The 18,443-nt window shown below is 74.4% G+C and carries 16 protein-coding genes; 10 read left to right on the top strand and 6 right to left on the bottom strand.

Annotation, left to right across the window (positions count from 1 at the left end; all coding sequences use genetic code 11):
* Window positions 1-24: 24 nt before the first annotated feature.
* Window positions 25-1,653 (bottom strand): bifunctional 3'-5' exonuclease/DNA polymerase, encoded by a 1,629-nt coding sequence (locus tag ACH4SL_RS32475; RefSeq protein ID WP_398452638.1) that lies wholly within the window; start codon window positions 1,651-1,653, stop codon window positions 25-27.
* 193 nt (window positions 1,654-1,846) lie between these two features.
* Entirely contained in the window at window positions 1,847-2,221 is a 375-nt protein-coding gene (gene trxA / locus ACH4SL_RS32470) for a thioredoxin (protein ID WP_398452455.1), read from the bottom strand.
* Window positions 2,222-2,423: 202 nt separating this feature from the next.
* Between trxA and ACH4SL_RS32465 the strand changes: the two genes are divergently transcribed.
* Entirely contained in the window at window positions 2,424-2,552 is a 129-nt protein-coding gene (locus ACH4SL_RS32465; protein WP_398452452.1) for a hypothetical protein, read from the top strand.
* A gap of 179 nt (window positions 2,553-2,731) precedes the next feature.
* Here ACH4SL_RS32465 and ACH4SL_RS32460 read toward each other — a convergent pair whose 3' ends face one another.
* Window positions 2,732-4,039, bottom strand: coding sequence for a citrate/2-methylcitrate synthase (locus ACH4SL_RS32460; protein WP_398452449.1), 1,308 nt, complete (start codon window positions 4,037-4,039; stop codon window positions 2,732-2,734).
* Between the two features lie 112 nt (window positions 4,040-4,151).
* Here ACH4SL_RS32460 and ACH4SL_RS32455 point away from each other — a divergent pair, with 112 nt between their 5' ends.
* The 5 genes from ACH4SL_RS32455 (at window position 4,152) to ACH4SL_RS32435 (ending at window position 8,462) form a co-directional block, all read left to right on the top strand.
* A complete protein-coding gene (locus ACH4SL_RS32455; protein ID WP_398452448.1) occupies window positions 4,152-5,321 on the top strand; it encodes a citrate synthase in 1,170 nt (389 codons plus the stop codon).
* A 77-nt stretch (window positions 5,322-5,398) separates the two neighbouring features.
* Window positions 5,399-6,352 carry a zinc-binding alcohol dehydrogenase family protein gene (locus tag ACH4SL_RS32450; RefSeq protein WP_398452446.1) on the top strand — a complete coding sequence of 318 codons (954 nt, stop codon included), beginning with the start codon at window positions 5,399-5,401 and terminating at the stop codon, window positions 6,350-6,352.
* A gap of 129 nt (window positions 6,353-6,481) precedes the next feature.
* The gene (htpX, locus tag ACH4SL_RS32445; RefSeq protein ID WP_398452444.1) at window positions 6,482-7,381 is read left to right on the top strand and encodes a zinc metalloprotease HtpX; all 900 of its coding nucleotides are present in this window, start codon (window positions 6,482-6,484) and stop codon (window positions 7,379-7,381) included.
* A complete protein-coding gene (locus ACH4SL_RS32440) occupies window positions 7,381-7,947 on the top strand; it encodes a hypothetical protein (protein ID WP_398452441.1) in 567 nt (188 codons plus the stop codon). The genes htpX and ACH4SL_RS32440 overlap by 1 nt, the downstream gene beginning before the upstream one ends.
* A 74-nt stretch (window positions 7,948-8,021) precedes the next feature.
* Window positions 8,022-8,462, top strand: a complete 441-nt coding sequence (locus ACH4SL_RS32435; protein ID WP_398452439.1) for a nitroreductase family deazaflavin-dependent oxidoreductase — start codon at window positions 8,022-8,024, stop codon at window positions 8,460-8,462.
* 86 nt (window positions 8,463-8,548) lie between these two features.
* Here the strand turns inward: ACH4SL_RS32435 and ACH4SL_RS32430 are convergent, their stop codons facing one another.
* Both ACH4SL_RS32430 and ACH4SL_RS32425 read right to left on the bottom strand, forming a co-directional pair.
* On the bottom strand, window positions 8,549-10,006 hold the full coding sequence (locus ACH4SL_RS32430; RefSeq protein ID WP_398452436.1) for an MFS transporter: 1,458 nt from the start codon (window positions 10,004-10,006) through the stop codon (window positions 8,549-8,551).
* 45 nt (window positions 10,007-10,051) lie between these two features.
* Window positions 10,052-10,417, bottom strand: a complete 366-nt coding sequence (locus tag ACH4SL_RS32425) for a nuclear transport factor 2 family protein (RefSeq protein ID WP_398452434.1) — start codon at window positions 10,415-10,417, stop codon at window positions 10,052-10,054.
* Between the two features lie 367 nt (window positions 10,418-10,784).
* Between ACH4SL_RS32425 and ACH4SL_RS32420 the strand changes: the two genes are divergently transcribed.
* From ACH4SL_RS32420 to ACH4SL_RS32405, 4 genes are all read left to right on the top strand, one after another.
* Window positions 10,785-11,933, top strand: coding sequence for a CaiB/BaiF CoA transferase family protein (locus ACH4SL_RS32420; protein ID WP_398452636.1), 1,149 nt, complete (start codon window positions 10,785-10,787; stop codon window positions 11,931-11,933).
* A 92-nt stretch (window positions 11,934-12,025) separates the two neighbouring features.
* Complete coding sequence (locus ACH4SL_RS32415) at window positions 12,026-13,240, top strand: acetyl-CoA C-acetyltransferase (protein ID WP_398452431.1); 1,215 nt, start codon at window positions 12,026-12,028, stop codon at window positions 13,238-13,240.
* Window positions 13,241-13,281: 41 nt separating this feature from the next.
* The gene (locus ACH4SL_RS32410; RefSeq protein ID WP_398452428.1) at window positions 13,282-15,465 is read left to right on the top strand and encodes a 3-hydroxyacyl-CoA dehydrogenase NAD-binding domain-containing protein; all 2,184 of its coding nucleotides are present in this window, start codon (window positions 13,282-13,284) and stop codon (window positions 15,463-15,465) included.
* Window positions 15,466-15,636: 171 nt separating this feature from the next.
* The gene (locus tag ACH4SL_RS32405; RefSeq protein WP_398452426.1) at window positions 15,637-17,061 is read left to right on the top strand and encodes a M1 family metallopeptidase; all 1,425 of its coding nucleotides are present in this window, start codon (window positions 15,637-15,639) and stop codon (window positions 17,059-17,061) included.
* Window positions 17,062-17,082: 21 nt separating this feature from the next.
* Here the strand turns inward: ACH4SL_RS32405 and ACH4SL_RS32400 are convergent, their stop codons facing one another.
* Window positions 17,083-18,126 (bottom strand): acyl-CoA desaturase, encoded by a 1,044-nt coding sequence (locus tag ACH4SL_RS32400; protein WP_398452422.1) that lies wholly within the window; start codon window positions 18,124-18,126, stop codon window positions 17,083-17,085.
* Window positions 18,127-18,443 lie beyond the last annotated feature (317 nt).

Raw genomic sequence — 18,443 nt, 5'->3', positions numbered from 1 at the left:
CTCGTACGCGCCCGCCCCGGAGCGCTACTTGGCGTCCGCGTAGCACTCCACGGCGTGCGTCTCCAGCGGGAAGGGCACCGGCGTGCTGCCGAAGACCAGCCGCCGGGCCTCCTCCGCCGCCGACGCCACCGCAGCCTCGACCGCGGGCGCCAGCGCTGCCGGGGTGTGCACCACCACCTCGTCGTGCTGGAAGAAGACCAGCCGCGGCGCGGGCCCGATCCGGGCCAGCTCGCGGCGCAGCGCCGCCAGCATCGCGAGCGCCCAGTCCGCGGCGCTCGCCTGGATCACGAAATTGCGCGTGAAGCGCCCCCAGGAGCGCGCCGCCCGGCGGTCCGGCGAGGCGCCGTCGGAGGGGTCCGCGGATTCGTCGAGGAAGCGGTCGGCGGAGGGCGCGGGAGATGTCCGGCCGAGCTGCGACCGTACGATTCCGCCCGCCTCGCCCGTACGGGCCGCGGATTCCACCAGCGCGAGCGCCACCGGGAAGCGGCGCCGCATGACCGCCAGCAGCTGCCCCGCCTCACCACTGGTCTGCCCGTACATCGCCGCCAGCAGCGCGATCTTGGCCCGCGGCCGGTCACCGGCGAAGGCGTCGCGCGCGAGCGCCGCGTACAGATCCCCGCCCGCCGCGGCCCGCGCCAGACCCGGGTCGCCGGACATCGCGGCCAGCACCCGCGGCTCCAGCTGGCCCGCGTCGGCGACCACCAGCCGGTGCCCCGGATCGGCGACCACGGCCGCCCGCAGCGGCCGCGGGATCTGCAGCGCCCCGCCGCCCCGGGTCGCCCACCGGCCCGACACCACACCGCCGACCACGTATTCGGGCCGGAAACGCCCGTCGCGCACCCATGCCTCGCGCCAGGCCCAGCCGTGCGCGGCATGGATCCGGGACAGCTCCTTGTAGCGCAGCAGCAGCCCGGCGGCGGGGTGCTCCACCTTGCGCAGCTCGTACGAGCGGGTCGAGGCGAGCGGCACGCCCGCACGGGCGAAGGCGGGGAGCAGCTGGGCGGGCGAATCCGGGTTGACCGGGCGCCCGCCCAGCGCGTCCTGGACCTGCTGTGCAAGCCCGGCCAGCAGCGCGGGCCGCACACCGGCGGCCGGGCGCGGGCCCAGCAGCCCGGTCAGCAGCTCGTCGTGCGCCGCCGCGCTCCACGGCAGCCCGTCCCGCCCCATCTCGACCGCCGCCAGCGCGCCCGCCGACTCCGCCGCGCACAGCAGCCGCATCCGCTCCGGGTGCTCGCCCGCGGCGATCCGGCGCTGCTGGGCGGCGTGCACCTCCACCAGCGCGGCGAGCGCGTCCGTGCCCGGCGGCAGGTGCAGCCGGTCGGCCGTGAAGAGCGCCGGCTGTCCTTCCGCGCCGTGCTCCGGGGCGTCCGGCGGCTCCGGCAGCCCGCGCAGCCGCGCCCACGCGGCGCCGAGCGAGCGCGGCCTGCCGTGCCTGCCCTCCCTGCCGAGCAGCAGCGACTCGACCAGCCGTACGTCGTGGCACCGCGCGACCCGGACCCCGCCGCGGTCCAGCACGCCCGGATAGACCTCCTCCGTCCCCGCCCACACCCAGCGAGGCGCGGCCGCCGCCTCGATCTCGGCGACCGCCGCCGCGAGATCCCCGGCCACCCGCACCTCCCCGACCCGCGCGCCCTCCTCGTCCACCGCGCACATCCGGCCGCCGCCGCCCACCGGGTCGGCCACGACCGCGACCCGCCCGGCCCCGGTGTCCACGGCTCCACTCACACCGCGAGCCTAGGGCCCACCACTGACAGTCCGGCCGGTCGCGGGGCCGCGCGGTGCCTGCGGGCACGCCGAAGAGCCCGGCGGCGCGGTGGCGCCTGCCGGGCTCGTCGGCGGCGGGCTGTCAGCCCCGCTGTTCTGCCTGGGCCTGCTGCACCGACTTGTGGACCTCGGCCATGTCGAGCGCGCGGGCCTGCGAGATCACGTCCTCCAGCGCGGGCTCGGGCAGCGCGCCCGGCTGTGCGAAGACGGCGACCTTCTCCCGGATGATCATCAGGGTCGGGATCGACTGGATCCCGAAGGCCTGCGCCAGCTCGGGCTGAGCCTCGGTGTCCACCTTCGCGAAGACGAGGTCGTCGTGCTTGTCGGACGACTTGTCGTACACCGGGGCGAACATCCGGCACGGGCCGCACCAGGCGGCCCAGAAGTCGATGAGGACGAAGTCGTGCGAGGACACGACCTCGTCGAAGTTCTCCTTGGTCAGCTCCACAGTGCTCATGCCCCCCACAACGGGTGGCGCCGCGGGGAAATTCCGCGCCCGCGCCCGGGTTCTTCACCCGTTCGGGTGATGCCGCCCGCCGCCGCGGGGCGAGCCGCGCGGCCCGCTCGTTGGTCCGGGTATGGCACCGACGCAGACGAAGTGGACACGCCAGCCGGACCCCGCGACCGCGCCCCCACCCGCCGGAACGGTTCTGCACCCCATGGCCGAGCCCCCCGTCTTCGCGGCCCTCGCCGCCCAGTGGCGCACCGCCGGCCGCATGGTCCCCGGCCAGACCGACCCCGAGTGGTCCGCCCTGGTCACCCACGTCCCCCATGTGACCCGCACGTAGCCCCCCGGGGGGCCCGGGGACGCGGCTACGCCGCTGGGTACTCCAGGGGCGCGGGGAACTGCGCGCCCAGCCGCATTTCGGGGCGCGGGTCGTCACCGGCCGAAAGGGGTAGTCCGGTTCGTGCCGGGCCACCGGCCGGCGGGGGCCGGCCAAAGGACGGGGCGCGCCGTCGTGGGCGTCTAGTCCGCCGGCCGGGGCAGGGGCTGGGGCGGCGGGGGCCCCGCGTAGGTGCCGGTGGGGCGGAGGCGGAGCGGAGCCTCGGCGTATTCCTCCAGCGCGTGGGCGATCCACCCCGCGGTACGGCTCACCGCGAAGACCGCCTCGCCCGCCTCCGCGGGCATGCCGGAGGCCACGGAGAGCACCGCGAGGGCCAGGTCGACGTTGGCGTGCAGCGGCTTGTGCCGGGCCACCGTGTCGACCGTGTCGCGCGCGGCGGCGAGCGCGTCCGCCGCGTCCGGCACCTCCGCGAGCCGGGCGAGCAGCAGCCGCGCCCGCGGGTCCTCGCCGCTGTAGAGCCGGTGGCCGAGCCCGGGCAGGCGCTGCCCGGCGCGCAGGTATCCGGCGACCACCGGCCCGGCGCCGCCGCGGTCCAGCACCTCCCGGAGCATGCGGTGGGCCAGTCCGCTGGCCTGCCCGTGCAGCGGGCCGTCGAGCGCGCCGAGCCCCGCGGACACCGCGGCGTACGGGTGGGCGCGCGCCGAGGCCGCGACCCGTACCGCGAGCGTCGACGCGGCCAGGCCGTGGTCGACGAGCAGCGCCAGCGCGGTGTCCAGCGCGCGCAGCGCCGCCGGGTCCGGCTCCCGCGCGGTCAGCCGCGCCCAGAGCCGCCGGGCGGTCGTCCCGTCGGTGTCCGGTGCGCCGGTCGGGGGCAGCGCGTCGACCAGGGTCGGGATGAGCCCGCGGGCGGACGCCAGGACGGCCTCCGGCGCGAGGTCGAAGCGCAGCGGGTCCGCGCAGCCCGCGGCGACGACCGCGACTCGCATGCGGTCCATCGGGGTGCTGCCGGACGGCAGTGCGGCCGCCGCCGCGCGGGCGGCGGCCAGCGGCTCCGGGGGCGCGGTGAAGCGGGCACCGGGCCGCAGCCGGCCGGTCCACAGCCACTCCGCGACCTCCTCGAAGGTGTAGGCCTGCGCCAGCGCGACCGCGTCGACCCCGCGGAAGGCGTACGCCCCCGTGGCGGTGTCGATGTGCGTGACGCCGCTGCGGATCCGCCCCCAGCCGCCGTCCTGCCCGCCGGACTCCGCGGTGCCCGCCTCCGCCTGGCCCGCCTGCCCCGCCGGTACCGACCGGCCGCGGGATGCCAGCGCGGCCACCTCCGCGGGGTCGAAGGTGCTGCCCCGCCCGCCGGGCACGCGCCTGCTGCCGAGCAGCCCGCGGCTCACGTACGCGTACAGCGTCTCGGGTTTGACCCCGAGCCGCCGCGCGGCCTCCCGCGTGCCGATCCGCCCGCCGTCGCCCGCGCCGCCGTCCGCCGTCCCCTCAGCCATGGACGCCACCGTACCCACCTTCCGTCAACCCCTGTCCATATTGATTCAATCAACATTGACAGAATTTCAATCAATCATGGACAGTCGAATCAAGAGCCGAGGAGGAAACCCCATGCGTACAACCGAGTCGCCCGCCCCGTCCGCCCCGCTGGAGGCCCCGCGCGGGCTGAAGGGCGTGATCGTCACCGACACCGTGCTCGGCGACGTACGCGGCGCCGAGGGCTTCTACCACTACCGGGAGTTCTCCGCCGTCGAGCTGGCCGCGAGCCGCGGCTTCGAGGACGTCTGGTACCTGATGGTCCACGGTGCGCTGCCCACACCCGCCGAGCGCGCCCGCTTCACCGCGCAGACCGCCGCGCTGCGCCATCTGTCGCCCGAGGTCAGGGCGGCGCTGCCCGCGGTGGCACGGGCCACCGGAGCCTCCGGCCCGCTCGCCGGGCTGCGTACGGCGCTGTCCCTGACGGGCGCCGCCGCCGGCTTCCGGCCGGTGTACGACCTGGATCCGGCCGCCCGGCAGGCCGACGCGCTGGCCGCGTGCGCCGCGGTGCCCACGCTGCTGACCGCCCTGCACCGGCTGGGCCGCGGGCTGGAGCCGGTCGAGCCGCGCGACGACCTGCCCTACGCCGAGAACTACCTCTACATGCTCACCGGCGAGGAGCCCGACCCCGCGCGGGCGCGAGCGGTCGAGCAGTATCTGATCTCCACCGTGGACCACGGCTTCAACGCCTCCACGTTCACCGCCCGGGTCATCGCCTCGACCGGCGCCGACCTGGCGGCCTGCCTGGTCGGCGCGGTGGGCGCGCTGTCCGGGCCGCTGCACGGCGGGGCGCCGAGCCGCGCGCTGGACACCCTGGACGCGATCGGCACGCCGGACCGCATCGACGGCTGGCTGCGCGAGCACATCACCGCGGGGGAGCGGATCATGGGCTTCGGCCACCCCGTCTACCGCACCGAGGACCCGCGCTCGCGGCTGCTCAAGGGCATAGCCCGGGAGATCGGCGGTGAGCTGGTCGACTTCGCGGTGCGGGTGGAGGAGCGGGCGGAGGCGCTGCTCGCCGAGCTGAAGCCGGGACGGGAACTGCACATCAACGTGGAGTTCTACGCGGGCGTGGTGATGGAGCTGTGCGGGCTGCCGCGGGAGATGTTCACCCCGACCTTCGCCGCCGCGCGGGTCGTCGGCTGGAGTGCGAACATCCTGGAGCAGGCGGCCGACAGCAAGATCATCCGACCGTCCGCCCGCTACGTCGGCACCCCGCCGCCGCGCCCCGTCCCCGCGGCCTGAGCGTACGTACCGACTGGTCGGTAATATGATCGCGCCGGGAGGTGCCCGGTGCGAGACCCACCCGGGAGGAGTCGCCCGTGCGCGCGATCCAGATCACCGAGTTCGGCGGACCGGAGGTCCTGAAGGAGACCGAACTTCCCGACCCGGTCCCGGGGGAGGGGCAGCTGCTGCTGGACGTGGATTCGGCCGGGGTGAACTACGCCGACACGCACACCGTGGAGAATTCCTACCTCGCGCGCAGCACGCTGCCCCTGGTGCCGGGCGCCGAGGTCGTCGGGCGCACCGCCGGCGGCCGCCGGGTGGTGGCCCTCACCGACAACGGCGGCTACGCCCAGAAGGCCGTCGTCCACGAGGGGATGGCGCACGACGTGCCCGACGGCGTGACCGACGCGCAGGCGCTCGCACTGATCATCCAGGGCCTGACCGCCTGGCACCTGCTCCGCACCTCGGCGCGGCTGGCGGCGGGCGAGAGCGTCGTGGTCCATGCCGCGGCAGGCGGCACGGGCTCGCTCGCCGTGCAGCTCGCCCGGCACTTCGGCGCCGGGCGGATCATCGCCACGGCGTCCACGCAGGCCAAGCGGGACCTCGCGCGGGAGCTGGGCGCCGACGCCGCGGTCGACGGCGACCCGGAAGGGCTCACCGAGCGGCTGACGGAGGCCAACGGCGGGCGCAAGGTGGACATCGTGCTGGAGATGACCGGCGGCCCCGTCTTCGACGCCTCGCTGGCCGCGCTCGCCCCGTTCGGCCGCCTGGTCGCGTACGGCATGGCGTCCCGCATCCCGCCCACGCCGGTGGAGCCCGCGCAGCTCATGGGCCGCTCGCGGGCCGTCGTCGGCTTCTGGCTCGCCCATTGCGTCGGCCGGCCGGGGATGTACCACGAGCCGCTGGCCGAGCTGCTGGCCATGACCGCGGACGGCAGGCTGCGCCCGCAGACCGGCGGCGTCTACGGCCTGTCGGAGGCGGCGCGCGCGCACCAGGAGCTGCGCGCGCGGCGTACCGTGGGAAAGCTGGTGCTCGACGTGACCCGATGAGCGGAACCGTAGGGCCGCCCGGGACGTTGCACCGGTGCAAGAGTGGAAATTGCAGGCACAATCACCACCACTGGAGCACGCAGGGCCGCCGCCCGCGACCCGCGCCCCCGTACAGCTCGGGAGGGGCCCATGCCACGCAACCGCTTCGCACCCGACCGGGGCCTGACGACCCGGATGGTCGTCACGATGTTCCTGATCGGATTGCTCTACGTCGTCTTCGTCGGCGCGCTGCTGGCGCTGCTGCGCGGCTCGTGGCCGATCATCCTGGTCGTCGCCGGGCTCCTCCTCGTCGCCCAGTTCTGGTTCAGCGACCGCATCGCCGCCTTCAGCCTGGGCGCCCGCGAGGTCACCCCCGAGGAGCAGCCGGAGCTGCACGGGGTGGTCGACCGGATCTGCGCGCTGGCGGATCTGCCCAAGCCCAAGGTGGCCGTGGCGCAGTCGGACGTGCCCAACGCGTTCGCGACCGGCCGCAACCAGAAGAACACGGTGGTGTGCGTGACCACCGGCCTGCTGCGCCGGCTGGAGCCGGAGGAGCTCGAAGGCGTCGTGGCGCACGAGCTGTCGCATGTCGCGCACAAGGACGTCATGGTGATGACGATCGCGTCCTTCCTCGGCATCCTGGCCGGCGTCATCACCAGGATCGGCCTGTGGGGCGGCTTCCGGCGCAGCCGCGATCCCGGCACCGCCGCGCTGGTCGTCCTGGTGCCGCTGGTCAGCGCGGCGGTCTACGTGATCAGCTTCCTGCTCACCCGGATGCTGTCGCGCTACCGCGAGCTGTCCGCCGACCGCAGCGCGGCCCTGCTGACCGGCCGGCCCTCCGCGCTGGCCTCGGCGCTCACCAAGGTCAGCGGCGAGCTGGCCGCGATCCCGACCAGGGATCTGCGCGCGACCGAGCCCTTCAACGCCTTCTACTTCGCGCCCGCGCTGACCACCAGCGCCACCGTCTCCAAGCTGCTCGCCACCCACCCCAGCCTGGAGCAGCGCCTCGCCCAACTCGCCGCCGTCACCGTCGAACTGGACCGCCGCTGATGGGACTGCTGGATGTGCTGCTGGGCCGCAGCAAGCCCGTCAAGCCGGATCTCGACCAGCTCTTCGGCCTGGCCTCGGCCGCGCTGACCCTGGAGGCGGCGAGCGAACTGCGCCCGACCGGACACGGTGCGGTGTGCTTCGCCGCCGTCGAGGGCGGGGCCTTCACCGAGATCCAGCAGGATCTGCACGCCCTGCTGCCGCTGGAGTCCAGCCGTGACTCCTACGGCTACACCTGGCTGGAGTCCCGGCACGCCCCCGAGGAGACCAACGACCTGGTCACGGATCTGCACGCGGTCAATTCCGCGCTGGAATCCGGCGGATTCGGCCCGCAACTGCTGTGCTCGCTGGTCGCCTTCCACGATCCGCACGGTCCGGAGGACCGCCGGATGGCCCTCGTCTACCTCTACAAGCGCGGGTCCTTCTACCCCTTCGCCCCGCTGCCCGGCGAGAAGCGCGACCACGCCCTGGAACTCCAGGTCAAGGCCCTGGTCGCCAACGACCTGCGGCTGGAGCAGGACCTCGCGCGGTGGTTCCCGGTCTGGGGCGCTCCCGGTATGGGCGGCTGAGCGCCGCGCCGCCGCGGTGCTCGCGTGCCTAAGGTGGGGCTGTTTGCCGGACAGACCCGTCAGGAGGCGCACCGATGACCACGTACGACCCCGCCACCGTGAAGATCAGTCCCGAATCGTGGGTGGCGGACCAGGCCAGGCGGTACGAGGAGTCGAACGGCACCGAGGCCACCGACATGAAGGGCTCGCCCTGCCTGCTGCTGGACTACCAGGGCTGGCGCAGCGGCGAGTGGCGGCGCACGGTGCTCATCTACGGCCGCTCCGGTGAGGACTACCTGATCGTGGCCTCCAAGGGCGGCGCCCCCGAGCACCCGCTGTGGTTCAAGAGCCTGATCACCAACCCCGAGGTGCACGTGCGGGTGCTCGGCGAGCGCTTCCCGGCCCGCGCCGAGGTGCTGACGCCCGACGAGAAGGCCGAGGTCTGGGCGGACCTGGTGGAGGTCTACCCGCCGTACGAGGACTACCAGAAGAGCACCAGCCGGGAGATCCCCGTCATCCGCCTCACCCGCGTCTGACCATCCGGCCGGAACCGGGCACGTGTAAGGGGCGCCCATCCAGGATGGGCGCCCCTTACGTCAGGCGGTTTGCCGTGCTGCTCCGTCTACCGGTCGGCGTGCTTGCCGCGTACCGCCATCCAGGTGGTCAGCGCGGCCAGGGCCAGTTCGAGGGCCAGCAGGAAGACCAGCGCGAGGCCGAAGGCGTGCGGGTAGCGGCCCGGTGCCCCGGCGCCCACCGCGCCGTAGAAGACGATGCCGATCAGCGCGATCCCCAGCGCGCCGCTGACCTGCTGGATGGTGGCCACGACCCCGGAGGCGGCGCCCACCAGGTGGGCGGGGACTGTGCCGAGCGAGGTGTGGGTCAGCGGGGCGATGACCAGCCCCATGCCGACGCCGTCGAGGAAGAGTCCGGGCACCAGCTCCCACAGGCTGCCCGTGGTTCCCGACGCGTGCACCGCGGCCCACAGGGCGCCCAGGCCCGCGGCCATGGCCAGCGCCCCGGCCGGCACGGTCCGGCTGCCCAGGCGTTCGGCGATGCGGTGCGCGGTGGTCGAGGTCAGCAGGTAGCCCGCGCCGATCGCCACGAAGACCACACCCGAGGTCAGCGCCTGCAAGCCCCGCCCGGCCTGCAGGTACAGCGCCAGGACGAGGAAGAAGGAGCCCTGTCCCGACCAGAAGACCAGCTGCGCCACGGCGCCCGCCGCGAAGCCGCGCTGCCGGAAGAGCGCGATGTCCAGGACCGGGTCGCCGCCCGCCGCGCCCACCCGGCGCTGGTGTGCCACGAAGGCCGCGAAGAGCACCGCGGAGCCGGCCAGGCAGACCCACGTCCAGGCCGGCCAGCCCAGCGCACGGCCCTGGATCAGCGGCAGCACCAGCGCGATCGTGGCGGCCGTGGAAAGCGCCACTCCGGTGATGTCCAGCCGCGGGCGGCGCGGCGCCCGCGACTCGGCCAGCGCCCGCGGCGCCGCGGCGAGCGCCACGAGCCCGATGGGCACATTGATCAGGAAGCAGGCCCGCCAGCCGAGCCCGAGCACGTCCGCCTTGATCAGCAGTCCGCCGATGAGCTGTCCGAAGACCGCGCCCACGCCCATCGTCATGCCGTACATCCCGAACGCGCGGGCCTGTGCCCTGCCCTTCCACTCGGTCTGCAGGATGGCCAGCACCTGCGGGCCCATCAGGGCCGCGGACAGCCCCTGGGCGACCCGCGCCGCCACCAGGCTCCCGGAGGTCGGCGCCAGGCCGCAGGCGGCCGAGGTCGCGGTGAAGAGCGCGAGCCCCAGCATGAACATCCGCCGCCGGCCGTGGATGTCGCCCAGCCGGCCCGCGGTGATCAGTCCGGTGGCCACGGCCAGGGCGAACCCGGCCACCACCCACTGGATCGCCGCGGTACCGGCGTGCAGGTCGCCCTGCACGGCCGGTATCGCCACGTTGACGATGAAGAGGTCCAGCGAGGTCATGAAGGTCGCTGCCAGCAGGACCGGCAGACCGAGCCCCGGCCGCCCGGCGGCCGGTGCCGCGTCCGCGGGAGCGGACGGGGAGAGCGTGGAGGTGGCCGAGGCCATGGCTGAACTCCTGTCACAGAGAGGATCGGTGGGGGGCGGGGCCGGTCAGGCGCCGGCCGGGACCTTGTCGAGGAAGCCGTGGACACGCTCGATCAGGCCGTCCTCACCGGTGGCGATGACGTCGAAGCCGACCACCAGCGACTCGCCCCCGGCCGGGCCCAGCTCCCAGGTGAAGCGGGCGATGTCGTGGTGGGCGTCGACCGGGCCGAGGGTGAAGACCAGGCCCGCGAACTGCGCCTGCACCGCGCCGACCACCGCGTCCAGGGCGTCGGGGCCCGTGACGTCGGCCAGCGGGTCGGTGTAGCGGGCGTCGGCGGCGAAGACCGCGCCGATCGCGGCGCGCCGCGCGGCCGGGTCGGTCTCGTTCCAGAGGGCGATGTACTGCTCGGCAAGCTGCTGGATGTCGCTCATGACGGGGTGTCTCCCTGCTGTTGCCGGCGCCTTGTTGCGCCGTGTCCTTGCAGGTCATGAAGTTACGGAGCGGGCCGCGCGGCGGAATCGGTCATCGTTAGGTAATCGCCGACCGGTCACCGGTGTACATGTCCGCCGCCCTTGCCGGGCGGGGCGTACGCGCAGGTCAGGAGGGGGCTGCGGGGTGGGCGTACGGCGCCGCGGTGCACCGCAGCGCGGCAATGTACCGGGCGGAACGCCTGCGCCGCGGCTAAGCGCCCGCTCAGCCGAACCCTTGCGAAAACTGAAACACGTTCCTAGAATCGCGGGTGTGACATCGTCAGTGTCAGACCCGCCTCCACCGCCCGCCCCGCCCGGGCCGGGCCCGCTGGCCGGGGTACGGGTGCTCGAACTGGCGGGCATCGGGCCCGGCCCCTTCGCGGCGATGCTGCTCGCCGACCTGGGCGCCGACGTCGTCCGCGTCGACCGCCCCGGCGGCCCCGGCCTGGGCCTCGCCCCGGCCGCCGACCTGACCAACCGCAACAAGCGCTCGGTGCTGCTCGACCTCAAGACACCCGAGGGCACCGCGGCGGCGCTCGACCTGGCCGGACGCGCCGACATCCTCGTCGAGGGCTACCGCCCCGGCGTCGCCGAGCGCCTCGGCGTGGGCCCGGCGGAGTGCCTGGCACGCAACCCGCGGCTGGTCTACGGGCGGATGACCGGCTGGGGCCAGGACGGGCCGCTCGCCGCCAGCGCCGGACACGACATCGGCTACATCGCGATCACCGGCGCCCTCGCCCTGAGCGGCCCCGCGGACGGCGCCCCCACCGCCCCCGCGAACCTGCTCGGCGACTACGCCGGCGGCGCGCTCTACCTCGTCACCGGCGTGCTCGCCGCCCTGCACCACGCCCGCACCCACGGCGCGGGCCAGGTCGTCGACGCCGCGATCGTCGACGGCACCGCCCACCTCGGGACCCTGCTGCACGGCATGGTCGCCGCCGGCGTCTGGCAGGACCGCAGAGAAGCCAACCTGCTGGACGGCGGCGCGCCCTTCTACGGCGTCTACGCGACCTCCGACGGCGGCCACATGGCCGTCGGCGCCCTCGAACAGCGCTTCTACGACACCTTCGCGACGCTGCTCGGCCTGACCCCGCAGCAGGCCGCGCTCCGCGACGACCCGGCCCGCTGGCCCGAACTGCGCACCGCCGTGGCCGCCCGCTTCCGTACCCGCAGCCGCGAGGAGTGGACGGCGGTCTTCGCCGGCACCGACGCCTGCGCCGCGCCCGTCCTGTCCCTCACCGAGGCCCCGCGGCATCCGCACCTGGCCGCGCGCGGCACCTTCACCGAGGCGGGCGGCACCGTCCAGCCCGCGCCCGCGCCCCGCTTCTCGGCGACACCCGCCGCGCTGCGCCGCCCGCCGCCCCTGCCGGGCGCGCACACTGCGGAGGTGGCCCGCGACTGGGACGTCCCCGCCCTGACGGACCGCCAGGACGGCAGCGGGGCGCAGCCGTCCGGTCCTGCTCCCCACCGCCTCTGACGTACGACCGCACCTACGCCGCGTCCCGCGGCGCACCGACCGTCCGAGCCGACCCCGCGGCCCGCACCGGACCCGCACAGAAAGGCCTGACGTTGAGCACCGACGCCTACGTCTACGACGCCGTCCGCACCCCGCGAGGGCGCGGCAAGGCCAACGGATCGCTGCACGGCACCAAGCCGATCGACCTGGTCGTCGGCCTCATTCACGAGCTGCGCGAGCGGCACCCCGGTCTCGACCCGGCCGCGATCGACGACATCGTGCTCGGCGTCGTCAGCCCGGTCGGCGACCAGGGCTCCGACATCGCCCGCGTCGCCGCCGTCGCCGCGGGCCTGCCGGACACCGTGGCCGGTGTGCAGGAGAACCGCTTCTGCGCCTCCGGCCTCGAAGCGGTCAACATGGCCGCCGCGAAGGTCCGTTCCGGCTGGGAGGACCTCGTGCTCGCCGGCGGCGTCGAGTCGATGTCGCGTGTGCCGATGGCCAGCGACGGCGGCGCCTGGATGATGGACCCGATGACCAACTTCGAGGTCGGCTTCGTCCCGCAGGGCATCGGCGCCGACCTCATCGCGACCCTCGGCGGCTTCACCCGGCACGACGTCGACAGCTACGCCTCGCTGTCCCAGGAACGGGCCGCCGAGGCCTGGAAGGACGGCCGCTTCGCCCGCTCCGTGGTGCCCGTGCGGGACCGCAACGGCCTGGTCGTCCTCGACCGCGACGAGCACGTCCGCCCCGGCACCTCGCCCGAGTCGCTGGCGGCCCTCAAGCCCTCCTTCGCCGACATCGGCGAACTCGGTGGTTTCGACGCCGTGGCCCTGCAGAAATACCACTGGGTCGAGAAGATCGACCACGTCCACCACGCGGGCAATTCCTCCGGCATCGTCGACGGCGCCGCGCTCGTCGCCATCGGCAGCCGGGAGATCGGCGAGCGCTACGGGCTGGTGCCCCGCGCCCGTATCGTCTCGGCCGCCGTGTCCGGGTCCGAGCCCACCATCATGCTCACCGGCCCCGCGCCCGCCAGCCGCAAGGCACTCGCCAAGGCCGGCCTGACCATCGACGACATCGACCTGATCGAGATGAACGAGGCCTTCGCCGCCGTGGTGCTGCGCTTCGCCGCCGACATGGGTGTCGGGCTCGACAAGATCAACGTCAACGGCGGCGCCATCGCCCTGGGACACCCGCTCGGCGCGACCGGCGCGATGCTGCTCGGCACCGTCGTCGACGAGCTGGAGCGCCGCGACCTGCGCCACGGCCTGGTGACCCTCTGCGTCGGCGGCGGCATGGGCATCGCCACCGTCGTCGAACGCCTCTGACCCGCCCCCGCCCCCACCCCGCCGCTACGGAGCCACCCGACATGAGCGAGCCCACCACCATCCGCTGGGAGCAGGACGCGGACGGCGTCGTCACCCTCGTCCTGGACGACCCGGCGCAATCGGCCAACACGATGAACGCCGCGTTCGCCGCCTCCCTCGACGCGGTCGTCGACCGCCTCGGAGCCGAGGCCGAAGGCATCCGCGGGGTCGTCGTCACCTCCGCGAAGAAGACCTTCTTCGCGGGCGGCGACCTGCGCGACCTGATCCGCGCCACCCCGGACGACGCCGCCGACGTCCTCGCCGGCAGCATGCGCGTCAAGCGCGCGCTGCGGCGCCTGGAGACCCTCGGCAAGCCCGTCGTCGCCGCGATCAACGGCGCCGCGCTCGGCGGCGGTTACGAGATCGCGCTGGCCTGCCACCACCGCGTCGCCCTCGACGCGCCGGGTACGAAGATCGGCCTGCCCGAGGTCACCCTCGGCCTGCTGCCCGGCGGCGGCGGGGTCGTGCGGACCGTACGCCTGCTCGGCATCGCCGACGCGCTGCTCAAGGTGCTGCTCCAGGGCACCCAGTACCCGGCGCCGCGCGCGTTGGCCGCGGGCCTGATCCACGAGGTCGCCGCCGACCGCGACGCGCTGCTCGCCGCGGCCCGCGCGTACATCGACGCGCACCCGCAGGCCCGGCAGCCCTGGGACGAGCCCGGCTACAAGATCCCCGGCGGCACCCCCAAGAGCCCCGCCTTCGCCGCCAACCTGCCGGCCTTCCCGGCCAACCTGCGCAAGCAGCTCGCGGGCGCCCCCTACCCGGCGCCGCGCAACATCCTGGCCGCCGCCGTCGAGGGCTCCCAGGTCGACATCGACACTGCCCAGCTCATCGAGGCCCGCTACTTCGCCGAACTCGCCTGCGGCCCGACGTCGAAGAACATGATCCAGGCCTTCTTCTTCGACATGCAGGCCGTCAACTCCGGCGCGGGCCGCCCGGCCGGCGTCCCCGCGCGCCCGGTCACCAGGGTCGCCGTCCTCGGCGCCGGCATGATGGGCGCCGGCATCGCGTACGCCTGCGCGCGGGCGGGCATCGACGTCGTCCTCAAGGACGTCACCGCCGAGGCGGCCGCCCGCGGCAAGGCCTACTCCGAACGCCTGCTGGACAAGGCCCTCGCCAAGGGGCGTACCACGCCGGACAAGCGCGACGCGCTGCTCGCCCGCATCACCCCGACGGCGGAGCCCGCCGACCTGGCCGGCTGCGACGCCGTCATCGAGGCCGTCTTCGAGGACGCAGCGCTCAAGCACAAGGTCTTCCAGGAGATCCAGCACATCGTCGCGCCCGACGCGCTGCTGTGCTCCAACACCTCCACACTGCCGATCAGCCGGCTCGCGGAAGGCGTGGAGCGCCGCGCGGACTTCATCGGCCTGCACTTCTTCTCGCCGGTCGACAAGATGCCGCTGGTGGAGATCATCAAGGGCGAGCAGACCGGCGACGAGGCGCTCGCCCGCGCCTTCGACCTGGTGCGGCAGATCCGCAAGACGCCCATCGTCGTCAACGACTCGCGCGGATTCTTCACCTCCCGGGTGATCAGCCACTTCATCAACGAGGGCGTCGCGATGCTCGCCGAAGGCGTCCCCGCCGCGTCCGTCGAGCAGGCCGCGGCGCAGGCCGGCTACCCGGCGAAGGTGCTGTCGCTGCTGGACGAGCTGACCCTGACGCTCTTCGTCCGGATCAGCCGCGAGACCCGCGCCGCGGTCGAGGAGGCCGGCGGCGTCTGGACCCCGCACCCCGCCGAGGCGGTCATCGACCGCATGGTCGACGACTTCGGCCGCACGGGCCGCAGCGGCGGCGCGGGCTTCTACGACTACGCGGACGGCCGCAGGACCGGGCTCTGGCCTGGCCTGGCCGAGCACTTCGGGAAGCCCGGCACGCAGATCCCGCTGGAGGACCTGAAGGAGCGGATGCTCTTCGCCGAGTCGCTGGACAGCGTGCGGCTGCTGGAGGAGGGCGTGCTCACCTCGGTGGCCGACGCCAACATCGGCTCGGTGCTCGGCATCGGCTTCCCCGCCTGGACCGGCGGCGTCCTGCAGTACATCAACGGCTACCCGGGAGGCGTGGCCGGCTTCACCGCCCGCGCGCGGGAGCTGGCCGCCGCCTACGGCGAGCGCTTCACCCCGCCCGCGCTGCTGGTCACCACCGCCGAGCGCGGCGGGACGTTCACCGACGACGCCCGCAAGCGCTGACCCCCGCCGGGAACGCGCCGGAGCGGCCCCTCAGGGCCCTCCGGCGCGTGGGCCCGCCGGGTCCCCGCGCACGGACCGCTCACGGGCCCGTAGCGTCCGCCCAGGCCCCGCCCGTAGGCCGCCCCGCCCCGCTGCCGCCCCCGCCGGGCCGCACCTCGTACGCTGACCTGCGTGCCCCGACCCCGTACCGCCCGCGCCCCGCGGTTCGCAGCCGGCTGCCTTGCGGCCGCGCTGCTGGCCTGCCTGACGTCCTGCTCCGGCGGCGGCTCCCCGGACCCCGGGGCGGGCGCGGCCGGGCTCGGCGACCGGCTCTTCCCCGGCGCGGGCAACGGCGGCTACGACGTGACGCACTACGGGCTCGACCTGTCCTACGACCCGGCGACCGGCAGGCTGTCCGGCACCGCCGTGGTCAGCGCCACCGCGACGCAGGACCTCACGCGGCTGAACCTCGACCTCGCAGGTCTGACCGTGAGCCGGGTGAGCGTGGACGGGCGCACCGCCCGCACCAACCGCTCCGGGACCGAGCTGACCGTCCGCCCGGCCGGTACATTGCGCCGGGGTTCGCACTTCGCCGTCACCGTCGCGTACGCCGGAGTGCCCCGTGTGGTCACCGACCCCGACGGCTCGCACGAGGGCTGGCTCCGCACCGACGACGGCGCCCTGGCACTCGGCGAACCGGTCGGCTCCATGGGGTGGTTCCCCGGCAACGACCACCCCTCCGACAAGGCCGCCTTCGACCTCACCATGTCCGTGCCGGCCGGTCTGACCGTCGTCTCCAACGGCGAGCTCGCGGGCACCCGCACAGCGGCCGGCCGTACCGCCTTCCACTGGCGCAGCACCGCGCCCATGGCCACGTATCTGGCCACCGTCGGGATCGGGCACTACACGGTCAGCCGCTCCCGCACGCCCGGCGGGATCCCCCTCTACACGGCCGTCGACCCGCGCGCGGCGGACGCCACGACCACCGCCGCGCTGGCCCGGCTGCCGGAGATCCTGGACTGGGAGACGGGCCGCTTCGGCCGCTTTCCCTTCGGCTCGTCCGGCGCGATCGTCGACCACCTGCCCCGCGGCTCGGTCGGCTACGCGCTGGAGACGCAGAACCGTCCCGCCTTTCCCGGCGACGGCGACGGGCCCGCGGTCGACGTCACGACCCTGGTGCACGAGCTGTCGCACCAGTGGTTCGGCGACTCCGTCACCCCGCGCAGCTGGCAGGACATGTGGCTGAACGAGGGCTTCGCCACCTACGCCGAGTGGATGTGGCAGGAGCACGACGCGGGCGTGCCGCTTTCCCGGAGCGCCGCCGAGGCGTTCGCCGACCCCGCCACATGGTCCTTCCCGCCCGCAGCGCCGCCCAAGGCCGCCGACGTGTCGGCCCAGCCGGTCTACGCCCGCGGCGCGCTGGTGCTCTACGAACTGCACCAGGCGCTCGGCGACGGCGCTTTCGACCGCCTGCTGCGCGGCTGGGCCGCGGCACATTCCCACGGCAACGCGTCCACCGCCGACTTCACGGCATATTGCACCCGGCTCGCCGGCCGCGACCTGACCCCGCTGTTCGCGACCTGGCTCTACGGCACGGCCAAGCCCGCCCGGCTGTGAGCGGGCCCGCCCTCAAGGAAGTCAGCGCAGCGGCTCGCCCACCGCGTGCATGTGGCCGAGCGCCTGAGCGTAGGAGTCCAGCAGCCCCGTCTCGGTGTAGCGCACGCCGATGCGGTCGCAGTGGGCGCGCACCAGGGGGCGGGCGAGTCGCAGGTGCGGGCGCGGCATGCTCGGGAAGAGGTGGTGCTCGATCTGGTAGTTGAGCCCGCCGAGCAGGAAGTCCACGACCGGATTGCCCCGTACATTGCGCGAGGTCAGCACCTGGCGGCGCAGATGCCCCCAGCGTGCGCCCGGCTCGGGCATCTCCATGCCCTTGTGGTTGGGGGCGAACGCGCACCCCAGGTGCAGCCCGAAGAGCGCGTGGTGCAGCGCGGCGAAGGCCAGCGCCTGCGGCCACGGCAGCGCGGTCAGCAGCAGCGCCGTGTAGCCCGCGAGATGGGCGACCAGCAGTGAGCCCTCCACCAGCCGCTCCCGGCGGTCCAGGCGCCGCAGGTCCTGGAAGCTCGCCACCTTCAGGGCGAGCCCTTCCAGCAGCAGCATCGGGAAGAACAGCCGCGCCTGGTGCTTCGTCAGGAAGCGGGCGAAGCCCTGCCGTTCCACGGCCTGCGCCCGCGTCCACACCAGGGCGCCCACCTCCACGTCCGGGTCCTTGCCGATGTGGTTGGGGTTGGCGTGGTGCCGGTTGTGCTTGTCGCTCCACCATGCGGCGCCCATTCCCAGCAGCAGATTGCCGTGGAAGAGGGCGATGAGCCGGTTGGTGCGGCGGCCTGCCGCTATCTGCTGGTGCCCGGCGTCGTGCCCGGTGAAGCCGCTGCGCGAGGAGAACACCGCCGCCGGAAGCGCCAGCGCCAGCACCCACCACGACCCGCTGCCGCCGACCACGGCGACCGCCGTCCACACCGCGGCCATTGCCAGCAGGTTCACCGCGATCGACACCGCGTAGTGCCCGCGCCGCCGCCGCAGCAGTCCGGCCTCACGTACCGTGCGCAGCAGCGGGGCGAACTCGCTGGCTTCACAGCCGGGAGCCCGCTCGGTCTGTTCTGGAGTGGTCAGGACGATCGCCATGGGCGCTCCTCGATGATGGGCGGTGTCTGTCCTACGGTCCGGACGGGCCGTACGGCGACGCTACGAACCACCGCCCGCCGCGGACCATGGCGCCATCACCCGACTTCGCGGGGTGCCAGTCCCCCCGGAACGCGGGGGATATCCCCACCCCGGGACAGCCGGAGGGGACCGTATTGGCCACGGACGATCTCTGCCCGGCCGCCTGACGGCGACCGCGCCCACGCCAGTGTCCCATCCCGGCGGCCCGGCCAGGGACCGCTCCCGCACTTCCGGTGACGCGCACCCGCCCGTGGCGCCTTGCCGCGTGCCGCCGCCCG

The sequence above is a fragment of the Streptomyces sp. NPDC021020 genome (genome assembly GCF_044333285.1).
Lineage (GTDB): Bacteria > Actinomycetota > Actinomycetes > Streptomycetales > Streptomycetaceae > Actinacidiphila.
This window is presented reverse-complemented; position numbering and strand designations above follow the sequence as displayed.

Coding starts and splice junctions, on each gene's coding strand:
- ACH4SL_RS32435 (WP_398452439.1), top strand. CDS start 8,022: ATGACCACGTACGACCCCGCCACCGTGAAGATCAGTCCCGAATCGTGG.
- ACH4SL_RS32410 (WP_398452428.1), top strand. CDS start 13,282: ATGAGCGAGCCCACCACCATCCGCTGGGAGCAGGACGCGGACGGCGTC.
- ACH4SL_RS32400 (WP_398452422.1), bottom strand. CDS start 18,126: ATGGCGATCGTCCTGACCACTCCAGAACAGACCGAGCGGGCTCCCGGC.
- ACH4SL_RS32425 (WP_398452434.1), bottom strand. CDS start 10,417: ATGAGCGACATCCAGCAGCTTGCCGAGCAGTACATCGCCCTCTGGAAC.
- ACH4SL_RS32465 (WP_398452452.1), top strand. CDS start 2,424: ATGGCCGAGCCCCCCGTCTTCGCGGCCCTCGCCGCCCAGTGGCGCACC.
- htpX (WP_398452444.1), top strand. CDS start 6,482: ATGCCACGCAACCGCTTCGCACCCGACCGGGGCCTGACGACCCGGATG.
- trxA (WP_398452455.1), bottom strand. CDS start 2,221: ATGAGCACTGTGGAGCTGACCAAGGAGAACTTCGACGAGGTCGTGTCC.
- ACH4SL_RS32460 (WP_398452449.1), bottom strand. CDS start 4,039: ATGGCTGAGGGGACGGCGGACGGCGGCGCGGGCGACGGCGGGCGGATC.
- ACH4SL_RS32440 (WP_398452441.1), top strand. CDS start 7,381: ATGGGACTGCTGGATGTGCTGCTGGGCCGCAGCAAGCCCGTCAAGCCG.
- ACH4SL_RS32455 (WP_398452448.1), top strand. CDS start 4,152: ATGCGTACAACCGAGTCGCCCGCCCCGTCCGCCCCGCTGGAGGCCCCG.
- ACH4SL_RS32475 (WP_398452638.1), bottom strand. CDS start 1,653: ATGTGCGCGGTGGACGAGGAGGGCGCGCGGGTCGGGGAGGTGCGGGTG.
- ACH4SL_RS32430 (WP_398452436.1), bottom strand. CDS start 10,006: ATGGCCTCGGCCACCTCCACGCTCTCCCCGTCCGCTCCCGCGGACGCG.